General features: G+C 66.1%; 5 protein-coding genes and 1 pseudogene. 2 read left to right on the top strand and 4 right to left on the bottom strand.

Annotation, left to right across the window (positions count from 1 at the left end; all coding sequences use genetic code 11):
* The 4 genes from EN932_RS29265 to EN932_RS29250 form a co-directional block, all read right to left on the bottom strand.
* On the bottom strand, positions 1-866 hold an 866-nt coding region (locus tag EN932_RS29265), incomplete at its 3' end, for an efflux RND transporter permease subunit (protein ID WP_206618971.1).
* Between the two features lie 3 nt (positions 867-869).
* Positions 870-2,141: an efflux RND transporter periplasmic adaptor subunit gene (locus EN932_RS29260; RefSeq protein ID WP_063168601.1), complete on the bottom strand. Its 1,272-nt coding sequence runs from the start codon at positions 2,139-2,141 to the stop codon at positions 870-872.
* A 245-nt stretch (positions 2,142-2,386) separates the two neighbouring features.
* Positions 2,387-2,593, bottom strand: a complete 207-nt coding sequence (locus EN932_RS29255; protein WP_127369800.1) for a hypothetical protein — start codon at positions 2,591-2,593, stop codon at positions 2,387-2,389.
* A gap of 161 nt (positions 2,594-2,754) precedes the next feature.
* Positions 2,755-3,435 (bottom strand): hypothetical protein, encoded by a 681-nt coding sequence (locus EN932_RS29250; protein ID WP_127369801.1) that lies wholly within the window; start codon positions 3,433-3,435, stop codon positions 2,755-2,757.
* Positions 3,436-3,674: 239 nt separating this feature from the next.
* On the opposite strand from EN932_RS29250, the gene EN932_RS29245 reads away from it, so the two are divergent.
* Together EN932_RS29245 and EN932_RS29240 are read left to right on the top strand one after the other, a co-directional pair.
* Positions 3,675-4,403: a response regulator gene (locus tag EN932_RS29245; RefSeq protein WP_013530679.1), complete on the top strand. Its 729-nt coding sequence runs from the start codon at positions 3,675-3,677 to the stop codon at positions 4,401-4,403.
* Positions 4,400-4,915, top strand: a pseudogene (locus EN932_RS29240) (two-component sensor histidine kinase); the annotation flags it as partial. The gene EN932_RS29245 and the pseudogene EN932_RS29240, both read left to right, overlap by 4 nt.

Raw genomic sequence — 4,915 nt, 5'->3', positions numbered from 1 at the left:
ACGCCGGCCGCCGGCTTGCCATTGTAATTGGCCTGCGTCGTATAGCTTTCGGCGCCGAGCTCGACGGTGGCGACATCGTTGAGGCGGACCAGAGAGCCATCGGTCTGGCTCTTCAGGATGATGTTGCGGAACTGTTCGGCGGTCTGCAGCCGGCTCTTGGCCGTCACCGTGGCATTGAGCTGCTGGCCCTTGCGCGCCGGCAGGCCGCCAAGCTGGCCGGCCGAAACCTGCGTGTTCTGCGCCTCGATCGCCGAGGCAATGTCGCTCGGCATCAAGGCGTATTTGGCGAGCTGGTCCGGATCGAGCCAGATGCGCATGGCATAGCCGGAGCCGAACAGCTGCGTCGAGCCGACGCCTTCGACGCGCTTCAGCGTGTCGTTGACGGTGGCGTCGACATAGTCGGCGAGATCGGTCGAGTTCATCTTGGCGTCGGTCGAGACGAAGCCGATGACCATCAGGAAGCCGGTCGAGGATTTGGAGACGGTGATGCCGTTGCTCTGCACCACCTGCGGCAGCTGCGACTGCACCAGCTGCAGCTTGTTTTGCGTCTGCACCTGGGCGGTATCGGGATCGGCCGCTGTGGTGAAGGTCAGCGTGATCGAGGCCGAACCGGTCGAGGTCGACGTCGCCGTCATGTAGTCGAGATTGTCGATACCGGTCATGCCTTGCTCGATGACCTTGGTCACCGAGTTCTCGACCGTCTGCGCGTCGGCGCCCGGATAGGTGGCGCTGATGTTGACTGTCGTCGGCGCAATCTGCGGATATTGCGAGATCGGCAGCGAGGTGAGCGCCAGGAGGCCGCCCAGCATGATCACGATGGCGATCACCCAGGCGAAGATCGGCCGGTTGATGAAGAATAGTGACATCGCTCAGTTCCCGGTCGCGGCGGCAGGCGCCGGTTTCGCCGCATTGGACGCGGCCGGTGCGGCGGACGTGCTCTGCCCGCGGTCCTTGACCTCGCCGGTCGTCTCGTCGATCGTCACTTCGACACCCGTCGCATCGCCGCCGGGGCGCACCAGTTGCATGCCCTCGACGATGACGCGGTCGCCGTCGCCGACACCCGAATCCACCAGCCAGTTGTTGCCGACGCTGTTGCGCACGGCGAGCACGCGCGTCTCGACCTTGCCCTGCGCATTGATGACCATGGCGGTGGCCTCGCCCTTGGTGTTGCGGCTGACGGCACGCTGCGGCACCAGGAAACTGTTCTGGGCAACGCCCTCCTCGACCAGTGCCCGCACATACATGCCGGGCAGAAGCAGGCGGTCGGGATTGGGGAACTCGGCCCTGAGCGCAAAGGTGCCGGTGGTCTGGTCGACATTGGCGCCGGCGAATTCCAGCTTGCCGGTCTGCGTGTAGATGGTGCCGTTCTCGAGCTTCAGCTTCACGCTGACATTGGGCCCGCTGAACTTCAGCCGCCCTTCCGAGATCGCCTGGCGCAGATTGAGCAGGTTGGTGCTCGACTGCGTGACGTCGACATTGATCGGATCGAGGGCACGGATGGTGGTCAGCACCGTGTCCTGGTTCGCGGTCACCAGCGCGCCCGGCGTCAGCGTGGACTTGTCGATGCGCCCGGCGATCGGTGCCGTGATGGAGGTCCGGTCGAGGCTGATGCGCGCCGTCTCGGCACTGGCCTTGGCCGAGGCGACATCGGCTTGCGCCTGCGCCAGCGTGGCGGCGGCATCGTCATAATCCTGTTTGGAAACAACGTTCTGCTTCAACAGGCCGGCATAACGGTCGAACTTGGCCTGCGCCGTAGGCACCGCCGCTTCCGCCTTCTGCTGTGCGGCGACCGCGCTGTCGTAGGACGCCTTGTAGCTCGCCGGATCGATGAGGTAGAGCGGCTGTCCAGCCGCCACCTCGCTGCCCTCCTTGAACAGGCGCTGCTGGATAATGCCGTTCACCTGTGGGCGCACTTCGGCAACCAGCGAGGCCGCCGTGCGTCCCGACAGTTCGGCGGTGATCGCCACCGATTGCGGATGCAGGGTGACGACGCCGACTTCCGGTTTGCCGGGCGCGCCCATGCCTGCGGGGGCGCTGCTCTCCTGCGAGCAGGCCGCCAGCAGAAAGGCGGATGCGAACATCGCGGTCCAGGGCGCCAGACGGCGTGCCGGCTGCAAAGACGGGCTAGGCTGGATAGACATGGACTGAATGATCTTTCGCTGGAGTTGCGGGCGCGGGCAATCGACCGCTTGGTCGAGGCATGCCGGCCGATATCTTGATGGTGGGCCGCGCCGGTCTGCGGGCGGCGACGAGCAATGCTTCGAAGCGGCTCATGTCGCGCTCCTTCTCGGCGGCCGGAGCTGCTCGAAGGTCGAGTAGCCGGCCGCGATGCCCACCAACATCATTATGCCGATCAGCGAGGACATGCCAAGCGCCTTGCCGGAATTCACGCGATCTTGCGGTCATGATGCCCATGGTTGTCGAGCGGCTGCGACAGCGGGAGCGACAACCGCCAGGCGGCGAAACTCAGGCGGATCGCGCCCTTCAGCGTGTCGACCGACGGGGCCAGCGGCATGCCTCGCCCGACAGGACCGAACGAGAGCCTCGGGCTGGCGGACGCGAGCAGCCGCAGCATGATCATGGCTTCCCACATTGTCGTGCTTCCATTGCAGGGTTCGAATTGGGCATGGTTCCGAATTGGCGCGATTCGAACTGGGCGTGATCGAAACGAGGATGGCGGAGATACGCCCGCCATCCCCGGAGAACCGGCCGACCCGAGAACGGGTTGGGTACCGGGCCGGCCGGTGCAGTCGGTCAGAGTTGCTCGTCGTTCCCGGGCTGGGGCGGGAGCTGCCTGCCATCGTTGGGCAGGCCTCTGGGGCCGGCTGCATCGTTCGGCGGACCGCCCCAGGGACCGGGGGGTGATCCATGGGCACGTTCCGCCGAAGCGAGGAGTTCGAGTTGTTCGGGCGTCAGCTTGGCGCGCAGTTCAGCGATCGCCTCCTTCAGTCTGCCGGCCGAAACCGCGCGGGCGGTAACGTCGTCGGCCAGCTTTTCCTGGAATGCGAAGGGATCGGGCTTGCCGCCCGGGCCTGCTGCGTCGGGGTCCTTCGCTTCAGCACCAACGGGCCGCCCGCGGTCAGGCCGAGGCTGCGAAAGCACCGCCTGCAGCGCGCTGGTGTAGTCGCGCCAGGCGTCGAGTTGTTCGGTGCGGATGCCGACGCGGGTCTCCAGCGCGGCGAGCCGGGCGGCCAGCATGAATTCCGGCGGCGGACCCATGCGGCGGGGGCCAAAGCCTTGCGGGCCGAAACCCTGCGAACCAGGTCGCATCGGTCCATGCGGGCCGGGTCCATTCCGGCCGTGGCCTGCCCCATCCTGCATGGCCATGACAGGGGACGGCTCACCGGGTCCGGCGCCGGGGTCGGGCTGCGCCGCCAGCGCGGGGTGAATTGCGGCGACGGAAAACAGGCCGAGCGCAAGAAGTCTGCTTGGCATAAAGATGTTCCTTTCTCTCATGCTTCGGACGGTTCAGAGGATAGGAAGCGTCTTTGTCCGCTTCGCGTCGGCGTGTTGCCGAAGGTTTCCGCAAAAGGGCAATTTGTTTCCGAATGTTTCCCATGGCCCGCCGGAAACGTTCGGTTGCAATTTTCCACGCCGCTCGGGCGCGGCTCTCCTATAATCGCGGCAAGCCCCTGCAATCACGGGTCCCAATATTCATCGGCAACGGCACGGTCATGCAGTCACAACCCCATATCCTCGTCGTCGACGACGACCGCGAGATCAGGACGCTTCTCCAGCGTTACCTCGACAGCCAGGGCTTTCGCGTCACGGCGGCGGCGGACCGGCGCGAATGCGAGCAACGGCTTGGCTCCGGCCAATTCGACCTGATCGTGCTCGACGTGATGCTGCCGGACGGCTCGGGGCTCGATATCTGCCGCGGTTTGCGCGACCGCAAGCCGCACACCCCGATCATCCTGCTGACCGCGCTGAAGGAAGATGTCGACCGCATCATCGGCCTGGAACTCGGCGCCGACGACTATCTCGGCAAGCCGTTCAACCCGCGTGAGCTCATTGCCCGCATCCGCGCGGTGCTCAGGCGCTCGACGCCCGAGGAGGCGCCCGCGCCGCCGCGCGCGCGCATCTACCGCTTTGCCAGCTACAGGCTGGAACCGGAGACCCGCAAGGTGACGGATGCGCGAGGCGTGGCCGTCGACCTCACCGGCGCCGAGTTCGATCTTTTGCAGGTGTTTCTCGACCGTCCCGGCCGGCTTTTGTCGCGCGACCAGCTTCTCGACCTGACGCAGGGCCGCGAACGCGATCCGCTCGAACGCTCGGTCGATGTGCTGGTGAGCCGGCTGCGCCGGAAATTTTCCGACACCGGCGACGGGCCGCTGTTCAAGACCGTGCGCAATGGCGGCTACCAGCTCACGGCGCGTGTCGAGACCGTGGAGAGCCACGCGTGAATTCGCTGCGCCGCCGTCTCATCCTGCTGTTGGTCGCCTCGATCGTCGGCGTCGTCGGCCTGGCGACGGCCGCCGTCATCAGCGTGCGCGGTGGCGGACCGCCGCCGGAACTGACCGTGCCCTGGATTGCCCAACAGATGGAAATGGTGGTGCGGCTCTTGCCGGGGCCGATCCCCGACGTCCTGCGGGTTCAATTCGCCGACCATCCAGCGGGCGGCAAGGTGGCTCGTGCGGAAACGGCGATGCTCAACGACATCCTGCACCGGCGTGGCCTCGACTTTCCCGCGGTCGTCAACGAGAAGCCGGACGAACCCGGCCAGATCGCATCGATGCACCTGCCCGACAGCCGATGGGCGATCATTGAGGTGCCGCACCTCAAGCCGCCGCGGCGAGAATGGCTGGTTCTGGCCGGCTGGATCTCGCTGATCGTCGCCGGCGCCACGGCGGTATCGGTCTATTTCACCTCGGTGCTGATCCGACCGCTCGAAATGCTGGAGGCCGCCGTCTCCAAG

Origin of the sequence: Mesorhizobium sp. M7A.F.Ca.US.002.01.1.1, from assembly GCF_004022955.1 — a bacterium.
Classification (GTDB): domain Bacteria; phylum Pseudomonadota; class Alphaproteobacteria; order Rhizobiales; family Rhizobiaceae; genus Mesorhizobium; species Mesorhizobium ciceri.
This window is presented reverse-complemented; position numbering and strand designations above follow the sequence as displayed.

Coding starts and splice junctions, on each gene's coding strand:
- EN932_RS29260 (WP_063168601.1), bottom strand. CDS start 2,141: ATGTCTATCCAGCCTAGCCCGTCTTTGCAGCCGGCACGCCGTCTGGCG.
- EN932_RS29245 (WP_013530679.1), top strand. CDS start 3,675: ATGCAGTCACAACCCCATATCCTCGTCGTCGACGACGACCGCGAGATC.
- EN932_RS29255 (WP_127369800.1), bottom strand. CDS start 2,593: ATGTGGGAAGCCATGATCATGCTGCGGCTGCTCGCGTCCGCCAGCCCG.
- EN932_RS29250 (WP_127369801.1), bottom strand. CDS start 3,435: ATGCCAAGCAGACTTCTTGCGCTCGGCCTGTTTTCCGTCGCCGCAATT.